This is a genomic window from Robertmurraya beringensis (assembly GCF_042433785.1).
Lineage (GTDB): Bacteria > Bacillota > Bacilli > Bacillales > Cytobacillaceae > Robertmurraya_A > Robertmurraya_A beringensis.
The window spans coordinates 304,237-320,538 of sequence record NZ_JBHLUU010000015.1 but is presented as its reverse complement, the minus strand read 5'-3'; the positions used below and the strand labels follow the sequence as shown (position 1 = coordinate 320,538).

At 36.5% G+C, this 16,302-nt stretch carries 17 protein-coding genes; 6 read left to right on the top strand and 11 right to left on the bottom strand.

Annotated elements, in window-relative coordinates; translation table 11 throughout:
• Positions 1 to 171: 171 nt before the first annotated feature.
• Together ACFFHF_RS03900 and ACFFHF_RS03895 are read left to right on the top strand one after the other, a co-directional pair.
• Positions 172 to 540 carry a hypothetical protein gene (locus tag ACFFHF_RS03900; RefSeq protein ID WP_160547408.1) on the top strand — a complete coding sequence of 123 codons (369 nt, stop codon included), beginning with the start codon at positions 172 to 174 and terminating at the stop codon, positions 538 to 540.
• Complete coding sequence (locus tag ACFFHF_RS03895; protein WP_160547409.1) at positions 533 to 1,042, top strand: endolytic transglycosylase MltG; 510 nt, start codon at positions 533 to 535, stop codon at positions 1,040 to 1,042. Before ACFFHF_RS03900 ends, ACFFHF_RS03895 begins: the two co-directional genes overlap by 8 nt.
• Before the next feature lie 27 nt (positions 1,043 to 1,069).
• Here the strand turns inward: ACFFHF_RS03895 and phoU are convergent, their stop codons facing one another.
• From phoU to ACFFHF_RS03855, 8 genes are all read right to left on the bottom strand, one after another.
• The gene (gene phoU, locus ACFFHF_RS03890; protein ID WP_160547410.1) at positions 1,070 to 1,729 is read right to left on the bottom strand and encodes a phosphate signaling complex protein PhoU; all 660 of its coding nucleotides are present in this window, start codon (positions 1,727 to 1,729) and stop codon (positions 1,070 to 1,072) included.
• A gap of 62 nt (positions 1,730 to 1,791) precedes the next feature.
• Positions 1,792 to 2,571: a phosphate ABC transporter ATP-binding protein PstB gene (gene pstB, locus ACFFHF_RS03885; protein ID WP_340906288.1), complete on the bottom strand. Its 780-nt coding sequence runs from the start codon at positions 2,569 to 2,571 to the stop codon at positions 1,792 to 1,794.
• A gap of 74 nt (positions 2,572 to 2,645) precedes the next feature.
• Positions 2,646 to 3,530, bottom strand: coding sequence for a phosphate ABC transporter permease PstA (gene pstA, locus ACFFHF_RS03880; protein ID WP_160547412.1), 885 nt, complete (start codon positions 3,528 to 3,530; stop codon positions 2,646 to 2,648).
• A gap of 1 nt (position 3,531) precedes the next feature.
• Positions 3,532 to 4,437: a phosphate ABC transporter permease subunit PstC gene (pstC, locus tag ACFFHF_RS03875; RefSeq protein ID WP_377057659.1), complete on the bottom strand. Its 906-nt coding sequence runs from the start codon at positions 4,435 to 4,437 to the stop codon at positions 3,532 to 3,534.
• A 192-nt stretch (positions 4,438 to 4,629) separates the two neighbouring features.
• Positions 4,630 to 5,604 carry a PstS family phosphate ABC transporter substrate-binding protein gene (locus ACFFHF_RS03870; protein WP_160547414.1) on the bottom strand — a complete coding sequence of 325 codons (975 nt, stop codon included), beginning with the start codon at positions 5,602 to 5,604 and terminating at the stop codon, positions 4,630 to 4,632.
• Positions 5,605 to 5,755: 151 nt separating this feature from the next.
• Positions 5,756 to 7,840 (bottom strand): peptidoglycan D,D-transpeptidase FtsI family protein, encoded by a 2,085-nt coding sequence (locus tag ACFFHF_RS03865; protein ID WP_377057620.1) that lies wholly within the window; start codon positions 7,838 to 7,840, stop codon positions 5,756 to 5,758.
• Positions 7,841 to 7,892: 52 nt separating this feature from the next.
• Positions 7,893 to 9,104, bottom strand: coding sequence for an MFS transporter (locus ACFFHF_RS03860; RefSeq protein ID WP_160547416.1), 1,212 nt, complete (start codon positions 9,102 to 9,104; stop codon positions 7,893 to 7,895).
• Between the two features lie 109 nt (positions 9,105 to 9,213).
• Positions 9,214 to 9,822 carry a superoxide dismutase gene (locus tag ACFFHF_RS03855; protein ID WP_340904643.1) on the bottom strand — a complete coding sequence of 203 codons (609 nt, stop codon included), beginning with the start codon at positions 9,820 to 9,822 and terminating at the stop codon, positions 9,214 to 9,216.
• Between the two features lie 376 nt (positions 9,823 to 10,198).
• Between ACFFHF_RS03855 and ACFFHF_RS03850 the strand changes: the two genes are divergently transcribed.
• Positions 10,199 to 10,894: a Crp/Fnr family transcriptional regulator gene (locus tag ACFFHF_RS03850; protein ID WP_377057619.1), complete on the top strand. Its 696-nt coding sequence runs from the start codon at positions 10,199 to 10,201 to the stop codon at positions 10,892 to 10,894.
• A gap of 31 nt (positions 10,895 to 10,925) precedes the next feature.
• Here ACFFHF_RS03850 and ACFFHF_RS03845 read toward each other — a convergent pair whose 3' ends face one another.
• Positions 10,926 to 11,408, bottom strand: a complete 483-nt coding sequence (locus ACFFHF_RS03845; RefSeq protein ID WP_160547419.1) for a DUF456 domain-containing protein — start codon at positions 11,406 to 11,408, stop codon at positions 10,926 to 10,928.
• Between the two features lie 44 nt (positions 11,409 to 11,452).
• The gene (locus ACFFHF_RS03840; protein WP_160547475.1) at positions 11,453 to 13,066 is read right to left on the bottom strand and encodes a Na/Pi cotransporter family protein; all 1,614 of its coding nucleotides are present in this window, start codon (positions 13,064 to 13,066) and stop codon (positions 11,453 to 11,455) included.
• 266 nt (positions 13,067 to 13,332) lie between these two features.
• Here ACFFHF_RS03840 and ACFFHF_RS03835 point away from each other — a divergent pair, with 266 nt between their 5' ends.
• The 3 genes from ACFFHF_RS03835 (at position 13,333) to ispG (ending at position 15,779) form a co-directional block, all read left to right on the top strand.
• A complete protein-coding gene (locus tag ACFFHF_RS03835; protein WP_377057618.1) occupies positions 13,333 to 14,103 on the top strand; it encodes a DUF1189 domain-containing protein in 771 nt (256 codons plus the stop codon).
• Between the two features lie 101 nt (positions 14,104 to 14,204).
• Positions 14,205 to 14,549 carry a protein YqfZ gene (yqfZ, locus tag ACFFHF_RS03830; protein ID WP_160547421.1) on the top strand — a complete coding sequence of 115 codons (345 nt, stop codon included), beginning with the start codon at positions 14,205 to 14,207 and terminating at the stop codon, positions 14,547 to 14,549.
• Between the two features lie 132 nt (positions 14,550 to 14,681).
• Positions 14,682 to 15,779: a flavodoxin-dependent (E)-4-hydroxy-3-methylbut-2-enyl-diphosphate synthase gene (gene ispG, locus ACFFHF_RS03825; protein ID WP_340906290.1), complete on the top strand. Its 1,098-nt coding sequence runs from the start codon at positions 14,682 to 14,684 to the stop codon at positions 15,777 to 15,779.
• Between the two features lie 57 nt (positions 15,780 to 15,836).
• Here ispG and ACFFHF_RS03820 read toward each other — a convergent pair whose 3' ends face one another.
• Complete coding sequence (locus tag ACFFHF_RS03820; protein ID WP_160547422.1) at positions 15,837 to 16,214, bottom strand: DUF4190 domain-containing protein; 378 nt, start codon at positions 16,212 to 16,214, stop codon at positions 15,837 to 15,839.
• Between the last annotated feature and the right edge of the window lie 88 nt (positions 16,215 to 16,302).

Here is a 16,302-nt window from a genome sequence, read left to right as displayed (position 1 = left end):
TTTATAGGAAGAATTATTTTTAAAATTTACAAGTCTTGTAAGAAAAAATAGTCATTTCGACCTTTTTTTCTTATTTACCTCGACAAAACCCTCTTATCTTCTTACTTTGATTCGAAAATTGTCGTGTATAGTGATACAATGTTTTTATTGATTTTTTAAGAGGTGAAAGAAATGGAATATGTGTTACTAAGTTTATTGGTTATATCTATACTACTCTTCGTCCTATCTTTTTTTGTTAAGGATCCGGTGAAAGAGCTTAAGAATGAAATTGATCAGTTATCCCTAAACCAAATTCAAGAGCTATATCAAATGAAGAGAAAAATAAAGATTCTCGAGGAGGAACTTTTAGTACCCGATTCAGATTTCTCTGGTACTGCTTCTCAAAAAAGAGAGGTTCATGCTATTTTAAAGAACCAAGTTTGGTCACTATCTCAACAAGGTCTCTCCATTGAACAAATTGCAAAGCAATCTTCTCTTCCTATTGAGGATGTTGAGATTATTTTAAATGAGTTTTCTATGAGAGGAGAAACATATGAATAAGATTCACCTAAGAGCATTCGCTTTTGGTCTTCTCTTATCCACTTGCATATTTGGGACGTATTATTACTTTTCTGGAGACAATGGAGCAGCAGCTAAGCTAAGTAATGAAGAGTTAATTGCCCAAGTAGAAGATAAAGGATATAAAGTAGTTGAAGAAAAAGCATATGAAGAATTAGAAGCAAAGGCAAAGGATGCTGAGGCAACACCACCTGAAGAAGAAACAAAAGAGACAGAACAAACGGATACCACGAAAGAAGAGACAGCCAAAGAAGAAGAACAGCCTGCGGAAGCAGTTAAGGAGTACAAACTTAACATTATTAGTGGGATGCAATCGAGTGAGATTGCCACACTTTTAAAGGACGCAGGAATCATCACTGATGCTTTTGAATTCGAACAATATTTAATCAATACTGGTTATCATACGAAAGTTCAACTAGGTGAGTTTGTCGTAAAAAGCGATATGACATTCGAACAACTTGCAAAGATCATAACAAAAAGCTGAAGATGAATTTCTCTTCAGCTTTTTATATTATTCATTTAAGTCATAGTGCCTACCTTTAACAAGATAAAACGTGTGTTCAGCAATATTGGTCACATGATCCGCCGCTCTTTCTAGATAACGGCAAGTAAAAGATAGTTGTGTAATTTGCGCCAGAAATTCTGGCTTTTCTTGATTGATTCTCAAAAGCTCTTGTATGGTTACGCCATACAAATTGTCAACATCATCATCCATATCTGCCACCTGTTTTGCCTTTTGTACATCCTCCTCAATAAACGACTCTAGGGAGAGCTTTAACATTTTTGATGTAATTTCATACATTTCTTTAATATGAACAATTGGTTTTACATGTTCTTCACTGCCGATTCGAATAGCTGACTTCGCCACATTGACCGCAAAGTCGGCAATGCGCTCGATATCGGTAGCAATTTTAATAGCTACAATGATTCGGCGTAAGTCTATAGCTACAGGTTGCTGCTTTGCAATTAAAAGAATAGCAAAGTCGTTAATTTCTTCATACATCACATCAGCTCTTGTATCATTTTCCATGATTTCTAGCGCAAGTTCCACGTTCTTTGTCTCTAATGCAGTGATTGACTCTTTTAATGCTTCATCTGCAAAGTTCCCTAGCTCAACTAGCTTATTTTGAAGTTCCTTAAGATCAAAATGAAATTTTTCACGTACAACCATATTTGTCTTCCTTTCATGTCCGATTGGTATTGTTAACAATCAAATCGTTTGTTATGAGTATATTATCCGAAGCGACCAGTAATATAGTCTTCTGTACGTTGATCAGAAGGAGTCGAGAATATTTTGTTTGTATCGTCAAATTCTACTACTTCTCCATTTAAGAAAAATGCCGTTTTATCCGAAATACGGGCAGCTTGCTGCATATTATGTGTAACAATTATGATACTATATTCCTTTTTAAGCTCTTGGACCAATTGCTCTACTTTAAGAGTCGAAATAGGATCAAGGGCTGACGTAGGTTCATCCATTAAGATAACATCTGGCTCGATGGCTAAACAGCGCGCAATACAAAGACGTTGTTGCTGACCTCCGGAGAGACCGTACGCATTTTCATTCAAACGATCTTTTACTTCATCCCAAATTGCCGCACCGCGCAAACTCTTTTCAACAATCTCATCAAGAACTTTTTTATTGCGAATTCCATGAATTTTAGGTCCATATGCAATATTTTCATAAATGGATTTTGGAAATGGATTTGGTTTTTGGAAAACCATTCCTACGTTTGTTCGTAAATCTTCCACTTTATATGATTTATCTAATATACTTCTTTCACGATACAAAATATCTCCAGAAATTTTCACCACTGGAATCAGTTCAACCATTCGATTTAACGTTTTAATAAATGTTGACTTCCCACAACCTGAAGGACCAATGATGGCTGTTACTTCCCTCTCATTTATATCAAGGTTAATATTCTTTAATGCATGGTCTGTACCATACCAAAGGTTCAAATCCTTCGTTTGATAAGCAAGGCTCTTCTTACTTCCCTTATTTGCACTCATATGATCACTAGACTCTTCCGCAGTTTTATTTTCACTGTATGTTGAAACGACCATCGTAAAACCCCTCCACCCAATTAAAATCTTCTTTGAAATTTATTTCTTATTAACACTGCTATTGAGTTCATTATGAATAAAACCAATAATAGAACAACAATGGTTGCAGCCGCTAGGTTTGCATATTCATCCACTAAAGCTGAATCAATGGTCCAGTAATAAATTTGCAGCGGCATGACCGTAAATTTATCTAAAAGACCTTCAGGTAATGGAATAATAAATGCTGGAATACCAATTACTACAAGTGGTGCTGTTTCACCAATTGCACGTGATAATGCTAAAATGACTCCGGTTAAAATCCCTGGTAGTGCAGCAGGTAAAACTACGTTTTTTATCGTTTGCCATTTCGTCGCACCCATTCCATAAGACGCTTCCCTTAAGAACTGAGGAACCGCACGAATGGCTTCTTGACTTGCAACGACTACTACAGGAAGAACCAATAGAGCCATTGTGAATCCTCCGGCTAAAACTACTGCTCCTAGATTTAATCCTCTTACAAAGATTGTTAAACCCAAAATTCCAAAAACGATGGAAGGAACTCCAGCAAGATTAGATATATTCATTTGTATAAAGGCTTGTAATCGACCCTTTTTTGCATATTCTTCTAAATAAATAGCAGTACCTACTCCTAGGATTAATGTTACTGGTGCGACCACTAGCATTAGCCACAAGGTACCCATGATTGCTCCCTTAATACCGGCTCTCTCTGCGTTTGTAGAAAGTCTGTTATTTAAGAAGTCAAAATCAATCCAACCAAGGCTCTGTGCAAATACTCGATAAATTAATACGACCAAAACAAGTAGTCCAAATAAGGTCGCTAAAAGAAACAAGGTTTTTGCTATACGATTAGTAAGGAGACGAGATGTCATCTTTTTTTGAACTTGATTTGTATCAACGTATTTCATCTTAATATTCCTCCCTAAACTTACGAGAGATATACTGGGCAATTAAATTCATGACTAGTGTAAAAACAAATAAAGTCATTGCCACTGCATAAAGACTGTAATAAAGCGTGGAACCTGCAGGAGCATCTCCTCCTGTAACTTCTACTATATATGCAGTCATTGTTTGCATGGATTGGGTAATATCAAATGTGAAGACTTTGTTACTTCCACTTGCTATAGTTACGATCATCGTTTCACCAATTGCGCGGGAAATTCCGAGAACAAATGAAGCAACAATTCCAGATATAGCAGCAGGAACGACTACCTTCCAGGTTACTTCGAATTTTGTCGACCCTAGTCCTAAGGCTCCTTCTCTCATTGCATTAGGCACAGAGCTCATTGCATCTTCTGATAAAGAAGCAACCATTGGAATAATCATAATCCCCATAACTATACCAGGACTGAGGATATTAGTAGGCTCAAGTGTAGGTATAAGCTTTGTTAATAGGGGAGTAACAAATGTAAAAGCAAAGAAACCATATACAATCGTTGGAATACCCGCAAGTATTTCTAACATTGGTTTTAGTAATTTTCTAACTCTCTCAGACGCATACTCACTTAAATATACAGCTGTCATTAGTCCAATAGGAATCGCTACTAACATAGCGATAGCAGAAGATATGATGGTCGCAGTTAGTAATGGCAAAACACCAAATTGTGCACTTTCACCAAGTGGCTTTAAGACTGTGCCAGTAAAAAACTCCACAAAGGAGACCTCTCTAAAAAACGCGATTGTTTCTGTTAATAAGGTTAGTACAATACCTATAGTTGTTAAAATAGAAATAATAGCAATGGTAAGTAGTATTTTAGGCATTAACCCCTCTAAAACACTAGCCGTACTAACAGAACGCTTGTTTTTCTCAATCATCTCTCGAACACTTAATGTATTCGATTCCCTTGATACATCTTTTTCCAAGGATAAAACCCCTTTCATCCAGACCCTATCATCCTTATCATGCAATGAATGATTCTTTTTATTCTAATGTTAAACAGCTAAGAAGATGAGAATGACCCCTCTCATCTTCTTAGTACTCCAGATTAGTTTCTGAATACCTTCTTATTATTTTAAGCCTTCAAGAGTGCTGATTGCTGCTTCCACTTCCTCGTCAGTTAAAGGAGCGAAACCAGTATTTTTAGCAACTTCTTGAGCATTTTCCATTGTGTAGATTGCATAATCTAATACTTGTGGCTTTTCTTTTGCCATATTTACGTTTAAATATGTGAAAACTGGACGTGTGAATGGAGAATATGCAAACTCTTCACCTTCACCGATTGTTTCTAAAGTAGGCTCAACCCCACCGTTACCAAAGTCTACTTTCACAGCTTTTAATTTATCTTTGTTGTTTTCATAGTAACCATAACCGAAGAAAGCAATAGCATTCTTTTCTTTAGAAACCAAGTCTACAAGTGTAGAGTAATCTTGTTGAAGGTTAACACCTTCTACTAGATCTTGCTCTTCAAGAATTTTTTCCCAGAAAAACTCATAAGTACCGTGGTTTTCGTTAGGACCCATTGTTACAATTGGCTCGTTCGGGAAATCCGGGCGAATATCAGACCAGTTTTTCTTTTCACCTAAGAAAATTTGTTTTACTTCATCTTGAGTCAGCTCTTCAGCCCAGTCATTGTCGCTATTAATTACAAAAGTTAATCCGTCTAAAGCAACTTTCATTTCTTGAACTTCAATTCCTAGTTCTTCAGCAGTCGCCGTTTCTTCTTCCTTGATTTGACGAGAAGCATCGTTGAAATCTGTTCCATCTTCAACTAAGAACTTCTTGAATCCAGCAGAAGTACCAGCACGTCCAACTTCAACTGAAACATTTTCTTGAGCATTTGTCATATATTGTTCAGCCATTTCAACCATGAACGGATATACTGTACCTGAACCATCAATTACTACAGATCCTTCTAATTCAGCTGTTTCGTTAGTACCTTCTGTACCTTCTTCAGTAGCTTCTTCTCCGCCGCCACAAGCAGCAATAATAGACATAACAGCAGCAAGCATTAGAAGTAGGCTGAGTTTCTTGAGATTTTTCATTCGGTAATTCCTCCTAAGAAATAAAGGTTGTTTTATTGTGTTCTACAAGTAATACAATAATACTGAACTGTTAAAGGGGTTTTAACCGTTTGTAAAGGTTTTGTAAATTAAGTAGAAATGTGTGTGAACGTGTCGGAATTTGGGCAAAGTATTATTTTGTTTTCTTTAGATGAAAGTACGTATCTAGCACTTTTCTCCCTATTTCCAAATTTGGTGAAGGTCCTTTTTCCCCTGTGTATACCCATGGAACAACAACAGCCATCGATATCTCAGGATTGTTAGAAGGTGCATACGCCACAAGACTCAAATTCATTACAGCCGGTGGCTCTTTATATAAATGCCTTGATGGGCCATCATAAAATGCCTGTGCAGTTCCCGTTTTTCCAGCTGGCGAATAGGCAGCACCCTTAAATTCTTTATATGCTGTACCTAATGGATGCTGCATGACTTGACGAAAGCCCTCTTGTACCCTCTTCATATTCGACTCGTTCACATCAATTCGATTTAGTATTTTTGGCTTTAGTTCCCGCACAAGTGCCCCAGGAGCATATATATTTTGAAGATTCGTTTGCCTTATCTCCTTTACCATTCTTGGCTGTAGCCGATTTCCCCCATTTGCGATTGTACTTACATATTGGGCAAGCTGCATGGGTGTGTATGTATCATATTGCCCGATCACTAAATCCAATAAAAACCCAGGCTTTGTGCTAGCTCCTTTATAACCGATTGTTTCATTAGGAAGATCAATTCCCGTTCTAGTTCCAAGACCAAATTGACCGAACGAATCACGAACAATATTAAAGGTATTGGGTTCAAGGATTAATGGTTTATCGTATGCATAATGACCTTTTCCTATTTTTATTGCGGTATGAAACATATAGACATTGGAGGATCTTCTTAGCGCATAAACATCATCGATCGGACCAAAATTCTGCCAAGATTTCTTCACAGGCGTTCCTTTTATTTTCATAGGCGCATCAACTAATACGGTTCTAGGCTTAATTACTCCTTGTTGAAAACCAGTTAATATCGTTGCACCCTTTACAGTCGAACCGACATTGTAAGAAGTTGTGATATTCCCTAATGAAAAATCTTCTGTTTCGTAGTTTCCATCTTCCGTCTGACTTAATAACTTTCCAGCCATTGTTAAAACTTCACCTGTACGTGGATCCATTAAAACAACAAATGCTCGATCTAAAAACTCGGTTTCCTTGTTTTTCTTCGTTTTCATTAGCACGTCTTCAATTATTTTTTCGACAGCTAGTTGCAATTCCATATCAATACTTAATATAAGGTCATTGCCTTGTTCACCTTCAGAAATGGTCTCTGACTCAATTATTTCTCCAGATTTGTTTGTTACCTTCTTAATTTTTGATTTTTGTCCACTAAGGACGTCCTCATACTGATATTCAATATAACTTTTCCCAACACGATCATTACGGTTATATTCTCTTGCAACGTAATAATCCAAATGATCTCTTGGTATTCCTTCCTTTGTGTCAGTCACTTTTCCAAGGACAGTCTTCAACGTATTATTAAACTTATATACTCTTTCCCAATCAGTAATGGTTTCTATACCCGGTAGAGATTGCAAGCTTTCACTAACTTTTGCAAACTCTTTATCTGAGACATCTTTGTTTTTTATCACCTGCGGAGTAAATTCCGTACTGTTTCTTAATTCCTTCCATATGGATATAATCTCCAAATCATGATCTTTGAATGGTTCGATATCCTGTTGCGTGATTCGATCTAGCGTTAATTGATAAACCTTTTTATTCCACTCTTGTGTGGTTAGGCCTTTCTTTAAAGTTTTCCTTTCTTTTTCTTGCACCTTATTTTCTGCCTCAGCAGGGAAACGCATCATCCAGTACTCTCTTTTATCTCGATCGGAAATCCTACTAACATCCATCGTAATAATTGAAGCTAATCTCTCTGCAACCTTTAGCATTTCTTTTGGGCCGTGTCCTTGATTTATATAAGCGATTGCTTTTTCGGGGGCATTATCAACAATCATTTGAAAATTCCTGTCGTACATGCGACCTCTTGGTACTGGATGATTGATGGTAACATCCTCTGTTCTTTCTATCTCCCTACGATAATCTTCTCCGTAGACAATTTGAATAAATCCAAGACGAAGTACAAGAATGGAAAAGAGTAAAAACACGAAAAAAAACAGCATGTTCAACCGAACAGGGAGCTGCTTTCTCTTCTTTTTTTTCTTCTTTTCCTGATTCATTTCTCCACCTCATTTCAGAGCCCCTCCAAACCAATAGGAGAGGCAGTTGGTACTAATGAAATTCAATTTTTCTAACAAAGAAATAAATGAGACTATGCCCTGAACCAATTAATAATAAAAGGATTGGGATACTTTGCTTTGGATCAAAAAACGATACAGCCAATAAAAAGATAAGAATAGAGACAATTCTTCCTGAATTCAGAAAGATTTCTCTGACCACTATATATTCAATTCTCATTTCTGCAGCATTCCAGCCTTTTCCGATTACATCATAGGTCATTGATACATATGGTACCAATAACATCGGATAAGCAATCGCAATAATCGAAGCGTAAATTAAAAGCTTCGTGTACGTGAGGTTAAATACTAATAACAAAATAGCTAAATACAATAGGATACCACCGAGAAGAATGGCTTTTTTTCGATGCTGCTTTTTTATCCAGCGTGATGCAAAATAGTACCCAATAAAGGCGATTCCTGAATTCACCAATCCAAACGTTCCTAGTGCCATTTCGCTTCCAGTCGTAATAAATACAAATACGGAAATGACAAATACAAACGTTCCTTCTCTCATTCCTTGGACAAAATGCGCATTTGTAATCTGTTTCCAATTAAAATTGTTTTTTCTCTCTTGTAAAATCCTTAAAAACATATATCTTCCATCCGCAGGCCTTCTCTTTAAGAAAAAACTTAATATAACCGCAACGGAAAATAACCCTAAGGATGTAGCAAAGATAACAGAATACCCAGTGAATTTCTCAAGTTTGGAAATCACTGTTCCAGCCACAATAGGACCGATCATTCCTCCAACAGAAGACAGAATTCCTAAAAAGCCGTTAAAGAAATCTCTTGTTTCTGGCTCCGTAATTTCAAAGGTTAACACATTAAAGGCGAGCCAGTAGAAACCATAACCAATTCCTAGTAATCCTCCTAACACAACTAAAAATTGAGAAGCATTGGTACCAATTGCTAAAACGGTTAAGTAGAAAACAGCTAAAAAAATGACTCCAATACGCAACACGATTACTCGATCAATCTTTTTAGCCCATCTGCCTGCTAGGATAAATGTTAAAGGTTGGAGAACAACAACTGAGAGGTTATATATAGCTAAATCTTTAAAGTCACCGGATTGTTTCCATAAATAAATATTTACAAATGTATTGGATAAAGCAACGCTTAAGGAATACAGACCTCCGATTAACAAAAGTAAAAGTAAATCCTTAGTCAGATCGATGTCACCAATTAATTTTTTTACTTTGCTCATGAATAGAAACTCCCCTTCGTATCTAAGGGTAGTTTTCAACAAGAACAAGTTAATTATGTACAAAATAAACAAAAACGACGTGGAATCATCCACGTCGTTACTTGTTTATTTATTTTGCTTCAGCGTATCTCTTTGCAACTTCATCCCAATTAACAACATTCCAGAAAGTATTGATATAGTCTGGACGACGGTTTTGGAATTTTAGGTAGTAAGCGTGCTCCCACACATCAAGACCAAGGATTGGTGTTTTCCCTTCCATTAATGGAGAGTCTTGATTTGGTGTACTAGTTACTTCTAGTTCTCCGTTATTTACAGAAAGCCAAGCCCAACCAGAACCAAAACGAGTGGTAGCAGCTTTTGCGAACTCTTCTTTAAGGCTTTCTAGATTTCCAAACTTTGCATTGATAGCAGCTAGAAGGTCACCAGTAGGTTCCCCACCACCATTTGGAGATAAGATTTGCCAGAATAATGTGTGGTTAGCGTGTCCACCACCATTGTTACGCACTGCTGTACGAGCAGCTTCTGGTACTGCATCAAGATTAGCAATTACTTCTTCAACTGATTTTGACAGCAAATCTTCATTTCCAGCTAAAGCATTATTTAAGTTCGTTACGTATGTGTTGTGATGCTTTGAGTGGTGAATGTTCATTGTTTCCTTGTCGATATGTGGTTCTAGAGCGTCGTAAGCATAAGGTAATTGCGGTAATTCGAATGCCATGAATAACTCCTCCTAAATATGTATAATGATTTATTCTTTAGAAAAATCCTTTCATTTTTTAACGTTTGGATATTCCTAAAGGTATTAACTTAAGATTACCAAACTTGGCAACATTGTTCAAATAATAAGCTTAAGCTAACAGATTTACATTACCCTTTTTGGAAAGAAATATTCGCAATACAAGATGTTCATTCCTCCTTTTCATCATACCATTTCTGATGTTTCGATAATTTGTCAAATATGTAAATATTAGCGTCATGTCAATGATTTAAGTCATAGCAGCTGTTAGTTGTTCTTTTTAAAGGACGTTACGTTATTGACACTCTATAGGTATTTTTATTAAATCAAAGAGAGGAGAGGAAAGGGCGGGTATTACATGACTGAAATAAATGTTTCATTATATAGCTTACTCATACACGAATTTATAGATAAAGAACATATACAGAAAGTTAAAGCAGGTACAACGATATTTAATGAAAGAGATTCAGTGAGTCATATTTATATTCTTTTACAGGGAAGCCTTTCTCTTGGGAGAGTTCATATGAGAGGCAAAGAATTTATTATTAAAATTCTTAATGGAGAAGAATTAATTATTGAATACCAATTATTTAAAGCAAATCCGATTTATCACTTTTTTGCAAAGACCATTTCAGATTGCGAATTTCTTATTATCAAACGCGAAGAGTTCGAAAAGTTTGCGATGAGTTCTCCTCGCGTCATGAGTGAATTGACATCTTGGCTTAGTACTAGGTATTTAAAAGCTCAAATAAAGTGCCAGGATCTCATAATGCATGGGAAAAAAGGTGGACTTTATAGTATTTTAATTCGCCTTTGTAATAGTTATGGAATCATGACTGAAAAAGGAATATTAATTGACTTACCCCTCACTCACCAGGAACTCGCAAGTCTTACGTATGGAACAAGAGAAGTCATACAGCGCATGTTAAAGGAACTTAGGGAACTAGATGTTATATCATATGATCAACAGAAATTTACGGTAAAAAATTTAGCCTATTTAAAGCAAGAAGTAGATTGTCAGAACTGCCCCCATGAAATATGTGGGTTAAACTAGAAGAGAAAAGAGCTCATTAGCTCTTTTCTCTTTATAGAACCACTAAGAAAAAATATACAATCATAAATAATTGAATAAGCCCTTTTGTAATCACGCTACTAATAAACCCAACTACTGACCCGACACCAACTTTTAAGGACTCATTCAAGCCTCTTTTATTTATAAGAAGCTCTGCAATAACCGCTCCAATAAAGGGTCCCACAATAATTCCTAGTATTGGGATGATAAAGGGACCTACTAATAACCCAATTGAGCTTCCCCAAATTCCTGCTTTTGTGCCACCGAATTTCTTCACTCCAAACAAATTTGCTAAATAATCGGCGCCAAATAATAAGAGGACAAATAAGCTTTGAATGCTCCAAAATAACCAATTAAAAGGTTCAAAAGAGAATAATAAGCCGTAAACTATAAAACCGCCAACCAAAAATAATACCCCTGGAATGATCGGATAAATCAAACCTACGAAAGAAACTAGAAAAAACAATAATATGATTAGCCAATACACTAGTTCCATCTGGTCACCTCTGTACAAAAAAACAAGGGAGGATCCCTTGTTTTTTAAGAATGTCTTACTCCAAGAACTGCTTCTGCAATATTTACAGCATGGTCACCAATTCGCTCTAGATTGCTAATAATATCAACAAACACAATCCCTGCAGAACCGGAACATTTTCCTTCATTCAAACGAAGTATATGCTGCTTACGAAGTGTTCTTTCCATTTTATCAATTTGGTTTTCTTTTTCAACTACATGACGAGCCGCATCCAAATCTTTATGGTCAAGAGATTGAAGAGCTTCTTGAACAGTAGAAATAGTTAAAGCAAACATTTCTTCTAAATCTTTCATTGCACTGTCCGTAATTTTTACTTTATTTGAATTTTGATATTCAACAAGCTCCACAATATTTTCGAAATGGTCCCCTATTCTCTCAATATCACGAACCGTATCCATAAGCGTTGTATGCTCTTCTGAATCATTTGTTGATAGGGGGCTTGTAGCCAGTAATACAAGATAGTCAGTAATCTTTCTATCTAAATTATTTATTGCACTTTCTAATTGGTAAGCAGTATCTGCATGTTTCGTTTGTTTTGAATGCACAAAACTGCTTGTTTCTTCTAAACCCTTAATAGCAAACTGCCCCATTCGTAGTACTTCTTCTTTTGCTTGTCCGAGAGCAATGGAAGGGGATTGCTTAATAAAGTTTGGATCTAAATGGTTCGATTTATAATCTATTAAAGAATCGTCCCCTGGTATTAATTTTGTCACGATTAATGCTAGAACAGCAATAAAGGGAAATTGAATGATCGTATTAGTTGTATTAAAAATCCCATGGGCAAAAGCAATGGTCATTTCTTCATTTAAGTTTAAAGAACCCTGAAGGGATATAATAATTTTTGTAAAAGGAACAAGTAAAACCATAAAGATGGCTGTACCGATGAGATTAAATAGCACATGTGTAGCAGCTGCTCTTCTTGCGGCAACCGATGCACCAATAGAAGCTAAAACTGCTGTTATAGTAGTACCAATATTGTCACCAAATAATACAGGAAGTGCAGCATCAATATTAATTAGATTTTCAGCATATAAGCCTTGTAATATTCCAATCGTTGCACTAGAACTTTGAACAATAACGGTAAATACCGTTCCAATCACAACACCCAAAATTGGATTAGAACTCATATTAACGGTTAATTCGTGAAAGGCCTCTAAACTTCTTAGCGGCTTCATTCCACCACTCATTAACTCTAATCCATAAAACAAGGCACCAAAACCGAAAATAATTTGTCCAATGCTAGTTGTTTTATTATTTTTAAAGAAGAAAATAAGGATTGAACCAAGAGCAATAATTGGAAGCGCATATTCACCGATATCAATACCAATGATAAATGCGGTAACAGTTGTACCAATGTTTGCCCCCATGATGACACCAATTGCTTGTCGCAACGTCATAAAACCAGCACTAACTAATCCAACGGTAATGACCGTAGTGCCAGAACTACTTTGGATAAGAACTGTAACAATAATACCCGCTAACACACCCATGAAAGGATTGGTTGTAAATCGATCAAGAATATCTCTTAATTTATCTCCTGCCGACTTTTGCAAGCCATCTCCCATAAACTTGATACCAAATAAGAAAATTCCAAGGCCACCTAAAAACTCAAAAATCATTTGCTGGATGTTTAATTCCAAGTATTTCAACCCCTACACTTTTTTCGACATTATTCTTAAAAACCCCTTAATCATTATGTGTAACGTAAAGAAAAAAGTAAATATAATTATCTTCAAATTTACAATGCCTTAACAAAAGGATAGTAATGTTACAATTATGTTACAAGCACATCCATATTTTTCAATGAATCGTGTTTATTTGGACAACAAAGCCATATCACGATAAAATATGAAAGATTACATAGAAAGGTGTGTGTCATACGCTCATGAACATATTTCAGCAATTATTTAAAAGCCTCTACTCTCCTAAAGACATTGCTAGTACACGATTCCAAGGTATTGAAAAAACGATTCTTTATGTCTTTTTACTAACTCTCGTTTCTGTTATTCCAACCGTTAGCTATGTAAGTTCAGCTATAAATAATGGAATTGAGACAGCCGCCCACACAGTAGATAAAGAACTTCCTGATTTTTCAATAGAAAATGGCGAGCTCTCAGCAGACCAAGAAGAACCCATCTATATTGAGGATGCAGATTTCACCATCATTTTTGACTCTACTGGTGAAGTTAGTGAGACGGATCTAGAAGGCTATCAGAATGCATTTGCCCTTCTACAAAATGAGTTTGTTCTTATTGCAGGAGGAACACTCGACACCTACGACTATTCAACTTTAACAGACCTAACCATTACAAAAGACAGTATCTTAGAAGTGATCCATTCAGTTGATGGTTTATTAGCAGTAATTATTCCCGTCCTAGCACTGACCATTTATATTTTTTCAAGCGGGATAAAATTTATTGAGATTACCATTCTTGCATTGTTCGGACTATTTATTAAGAATGTTACCAGTCGTAATCTACCCTATCGACAATTGTGGAGACTATCAGCTTATAGCGTAACTCTCCCTACTATTTTCTTTACGATTATGGAAGCTTTTCAAACGAACGTTCCTAACGGCTTCTTAATTAATTGGTTTGTTTCTATTATTATGTTGTACTTAACCGTTCGAGAAATTCCTCAGAAAGCTAAGAAATAAAAGAAAAACGCGATATAACGCGTTTTTCTTTTTTTATCTGTACTATTAATCTATCTACTACATATAAATAGAGTAACTCTACTAAATAAGGAGAATCGCCCATGAAACGTCTCTTCGTTTCTCTACTTGTTACTCTAATTTTGTATATCATATATGTTGATTTAAGCATTGGTACTATACCACACAATGAAACAATAGAATCCGTCGAAGTAAATTCTGAAGTGAATTCAAACGAAGAGACTGCTATTCCATCATTTAGTAAAACCGTGGAGCAGGGAGATACGGTTCTGTCGATCATAGAATCACAACTAGAAGGAGCCCTACCCGTTCCTATTGAAAAAATAGTAAATGATTTTATCGTATTAAATAAAGGCAAAAAACCAGAGGAAATTCAAGCCGGAAAGTTATACCTATTTCCTGATTACAGTAAGTCCGATAGCAACTAACATTAATGGTGACTTTTTCCCAGCGTCAAGATTCTTGTCACGTTTAACGTTCATTGTTACAATGTTCATTAGGAAAGTACTAAGATTACTTTAGATCTTTTTTTTAAAAGGAGAGAATCACTGTTGAGTGAAATTATACATCGTACAAAAACTCGTCCCATAAAAGTCGGACCTTTAACCATTGGTGGAAATAATGAAGTTGTTATTCAAAGCATGACTACCACAAAAACACATGATGTAGAGGCGACGGTTGCTGAAATAAAAAGGCTAGAAGAAGCCGGTTGTCAAATCGTCCGTGTTGCTTGTCCTGATGAAAGAGCAGCTAACGCGATTTCTGAAATTAAAAAAAGAATTAATATTCCTCTAGTGGTAGACATCCACTTTGATTACAAACTAGCTCTAAAAGCGATTGAGGGAGGTGCGGATAAAATCCGTATTAATCCTGGTAATATCGGTCGCCGTGAAAAAGTGGAGGCAGTTGTTAAAGCAGCTAAGGAGAAGGGCATTCCAATCCGAATTGGAGTCAATGCTGGTTCGTTAGAGAAAAGAATATTAGAAAAATATGGGTACCCAACAGCTGATGGGATGGTAGAAAGCGCCTTGCACCATATCAAAATTTTAGAAGATCTCGACTTTCACGATATCATCGTTAGTATGAAGGCATCAGATGTTAACCTAGCTATTGAAGCTTATGATAAAGCAGCAAGAGCATTCGATTATCCTCTACACCTTGGGATTACTGAATCAGGCACCTTGTTTGCAGGGACTGTAAAAAGCGCAGCTGGTTTAGGAGCAATCTTAAGCAAGGGTATTGGGAACACCGTTCGAATTTCACTTAGTGCTGACCCTGTAGAAGAAGTAAAAGTTGCCCGTGAATTACTAAAATCATTTGGATTATCTTCAAATGCCGCAACACTTATTTCTTGTCCGACCTGTGGAAGAATCGAAATTGATTTAATTTCCATTGCAAATGAGGTTGAAGAGTACATTCAGCAAATTAAAGTACCGATTAAAGTAGCCGTCTTGGGCTGTGCGGTAAATGGTCCTGGTGAAGCAAGAGAAGCCGATATTGGAATAGCTGGCGCTAGAGGCGAAGGTCTTTTATTCCGTAAAGGGGAAATTGTCCGGAAAGTTCCTGAAGCCACCATGGTTGAAGAGCTTAAAAAGGAAATCGATCAAATTGCTGCAGAATTTCAAGCCAAACGTGATCAGGAAGCACTGCAATCTTAAAATCAAGGGAAGAGGCTCTGGCGTAATCGCCGGAGCCTCTTCTATTATCTGTAGCGGTTAAAAAAATGGTAGTATAAACATACCGACAATGATTGAAATCGCTCCAATCCCGATAGCCCAGCTACCAAGGCCAGTTGCTCCACGTCTTCGGGCGATAAACCCTAATACAATCCCAACTGCTCCAAACAAGATTGGAGCAACAAACAATGAAAGGATAGAAACGATTAAAGCAGCGAACCCTATTCCTGTACCGCTTTTCATCGTCTCACCAACACGATTGTTTGTTCTTTCTCGATTAAAAGTAGTTGGCGCAGCAATTTCAGCTGAGGTTTCTTCTAAATAATCTGCAGGTTGGTATTTATTTGTTTCACCAACATTTTCGCTCGTACGAAGGTAATCGAATGATCCTTCGTTGTTGCGTTCTTGATCTGCCATATTGATCCCTCGCTTTCCTTTGATAGGAGCAGTATTATTATTTGCATTACCGTAACAATTATGTTGTTAATCATTTCTAGTTTATATT

What these genes read in the sequence shown, in the direction of transcription:
- ACFFHF_RS03900 (WP_160547408.1), top strand. Translation starts at nt 172, where the DNA reads ATGGAATATGTGTTACTAAGTTTATTGGTTATATCTATACTACTCTTC.
- ACFFHF_RS03895 (WP_160547409.1), top strand. Translation starts at nt 533, where the DNA reads ATGAATAAGATTCACCTAAGAGCATTCGCTTTTGGTCTTCTCTTATCC.
- phoU (WP_160547410.1), bottom strand. Translation starts at nt 1,729, where the DNA reads ATGGTTGTACGTGAAAAATTTCATTTTGATCTTAAGGAACTTCAAAAT.
- pstB (WP_340906288.1), bottom strand. Translation starts at nt 2,571, where the DNA reads ATGAGTGCAAATAAGGGAAGTAAGAAGAGCCTTGCTTATCAAACGAAG.
- pstA (WP_160547412.1), bottom strand. Translation starts at nt 3,530, where the DNA reads ATGAAATACGTTGATACAAATCAAGTTCAAAAAAAGATGACATCTCGT.
- pstC (WP_377057659.1), bottom strand. Translation starts at nt 4,437, where the DNA reads ATGATTGAGAAAAACAAGCGTTCTGTTAGTACGGCTAGTGTTTTAGAG.
- ACFFHF_RS03870 (WP_160547414.1), bottom strand. Translation starts at nt 5,604, where the DNA reads ATGAAAAATCTCAAGAAACTCAGCCTACTTCTAATGCTTGCTGCTGTT.
- ACFFHF_RS03865 (WP_377057620.1), bottom strand. Translation starts at nt 7,840, where the DNA reads ATGAATCAGGAAAAGAAGAAAAAAAAGAAGAGAAAGCAGCTCCCTGTT.
- ACFFHF_RS03860 (WP_160547416.1), bottom strand. Translation starts at nt 9,104, where the DNA reads ATGAGCAAAGTAAAAAAATTAATTGGTGACATCGATCTGACTAAGGAT.
- ACFFHF_RS03855 (WP_340904643.1), bottom strand. Translation starts at nt 9,822, where the DNA reads ATGGCATTCGAATTACCGCAATTACCTTATGCTTACGACGCTCTAGAA.
- ACFFHF_RS03850 (WP_377057619.1), top strand. Translation starts at nt 10,199, where the DNA reads ATGACTGAAATAAATGTTTCATTATATAGCTTACTCATACACGAATTT.
- ACFFHF_RS03845 (WP_160547419.1), bottom strand. Translation starts at nt 11,408, where the DNA reads ATGGAACTAGTGTATTGGCTAATCATATTATTGTTTTTTCTAGTTTCT.
- ACFFHF_RS03840 (WP_160547475.1), bottom strand. Translation starts at nt 13,066, where the DNA reads ATGATTTTTGAGTTTTTAGGTGGCCTTGGAATTTTCTTATTTGGTATC.
- ACFFHF_RS03835 (WP_377057618.1), top strand. Translation starts at nt 13,333, where the DNA reads ATGAACATATTTCAGCAATTATTTAAAAGCCTCTACTCTCCTAAAGAC.
- yqfZ (WP_160547421.1), top strand. Translation starts at nt 14,205, where the DNA reads ATGAAACGTCTCTTCGTTTCTCTACTTGTTACTCTAATTTTGTATATC.
- ACFFHF_RS03820 (WP_160547422.1), bottom strand. Translation starts at nt 16,214, where the DNA reads ATGGCAGATCAAGAACGCAACAACGAAGGATCATTCGATTACCTTCGT.